The following is a 1,610-nucleotide window of genomic DNA, read 5'->3' on the forward strand; positions in this document are numbered from 1 at the left end:
GCGATGACGCGCCTGACTTCCATCAGCTTCGACGCCTTCAGGCCGGTTTCGTGATGCGCCGACTGGCTGCAATAGCCGCAATCTTCCGGACATCCGCCTGTCTTGATGCTGAGAAGGCGGCTGAGCTGGACCTTGTTGGGATCGAAATTCTCGCGGTGAACGGTTTGCGCCAGGAAAAGGAGATTGTTGAAGGGTGCGTCGTGAACAGCCCGAGCCTTCTCCAAAGTCCACATGCCGGTGTCAGGGGCTTGAGCCTGTCGCGTTGTCTTCGTCGCATTGGTGCCGTGCATGTCCATCCTGTTCCCATCTCTACGCTGTCGTACAAATCATGCGGGTTCGAATGTGGATTGCCCCATGTGTTTGCTCATGGCTCGTCAGGGCGCTCGATAGTCAAGGCCGATATCGAGGATCGGCGCGCTATGGGTCAGCCAGCCGATGGAGATAAGATCGATGCCGGTGGCGGCGATGGCTGGCGCTGTTGAGGCGGTGATCCTGCCGGACGCCTCCGTGATCGCCCGGCCGGCGACCATCAGCACCGCCTCCCGCAATTGGTCAACCGACATGTTGTCGAGCAGGACGGCGTCGGGAACGAGCGTCAGTGCCTCTTCTAGCTGGGTCAGCGTATCGACCTCGACTTCGATCTTGACGAGATGACCTGCACTCGCTCGCACGCTCTTGATGGCCGAACGGATCCCACCCGCGATGGCGATGTGGTTGTCCTTGATCAAGATGGCGTCGTCGAGGCCGAAGCGGTGATTGGCGCCGCCCCCAGCACGCACGGCGTATTTTTCGACAGCCCGCAAGCCGGGTGTCGTTTTGCGGGTGCAGGTGATCTTCACAGGATGTTCGCGAACGGCTGCAACAATCGACGCGGTCGCGGTGGCAATCCCACTCAGATGGCATAAGAAATTAAGCGCCGTACGTTCAGCGGTGAGAATGGCCCGGGTCGGGCCAACCACCGATGCGATGACCTCTCCTTCCACGACACTACTGCCGTCTGGCCGCTCCACCGAGATTTCAACGTCGGGACTGATCAGTCGGAAAGCGAGCATGGCCAGATCGAGCCCTGCGACAATCCCGCGCTGGCGCGCCGCAAGCACGGTCGTCGCATGGTGGGATTTGGCCACGATGGCGTCAGTAGTCATATCTCCGGCCCTGCCAAGGTCTTCAAGGAGGGCTACCCTTACCAGCGGCTCGAGCATGACGGCGGGAAGCGGCCTGAGGATCATCACGTGGCCCTTTCCAGCGCTGGGGAGTGTGCCAGTTCCCGCGCTAGGCCCAAGGCAGCTTCGAGTATGATTTCAGACCGTCTGGCCTCGGGTGCATGATCGGGAAAATCCGTCCGATAGTGGGCGCCTCGGCTTTCCCGGCGCTGCAAGGCGGCAATCGCGACCATCAGCCCTACAGCCGCAGGATCCGCTGCCGCGTGCTTGCTTTCGGCGATCGGTAGCAAGGCCCGTATAGCGGCTTCCAAAGATTCACTATCTCGGACGATGCCGAGTGCGCGCGACACGTAGGGACGCGCGAGTATTGGATCGGGCGATGGGTAATCGCCCCCAAACGCAGGCCTTGTTCTGCGCGCAGGGGTTCCGGCCACGCTTTCAGCAACC

General features: G+C 61.3%; 2 protein-coding genes and 1 pseudogene. All 3 read right to left on the minus strand.

The features are described from left to right. Positions 1–233, minus strand: a pseudogene (locus EN993_RS35570) (biotin synthase BioB); the annotation flags it as partial. Positions 234–374: 141 nt separating this feature from the next. Beyond that, complete coding sequence (gene nadC / locus EN993_RS35575; RefSeq protein WP_127266217.1) at positions 375–1,229, minus strand: carboxylating nicotinate-nucleotide diphosphorylase; 855 nt, start codon at positions 1,227–1,229, stop codon at positions 375–377. Next, positions 1,229–1,396, minus strand: coding sequence for a hypothetical protein (locus tag EN993_RS38185; RefSeq protein ID WP_245469069.1), 168 nt, complete (start codon positions 1,394–1,396; stop codon positions 1,229–1,231). Before EN993_RS38185 ends, nadC begins: the two co-directional genes overlap by 1 nt. Positions 1,397–1,610: the final 214 nt, after the last annotated feature.

Origin of the sequence: Mesorhizobium sp. M7D.F.Ca.US.004.01.2.1 (genome assembly GCF_003997785.1) — a bacterium.
In the GTDB taxonomy this organism is placed as follows: Bacteria; Pseudomonadota; Alphaproteobacteria; order Rhizobiales; family Rhizobiaceae; genus Mesorhizobium; species Mesorhizobium loti.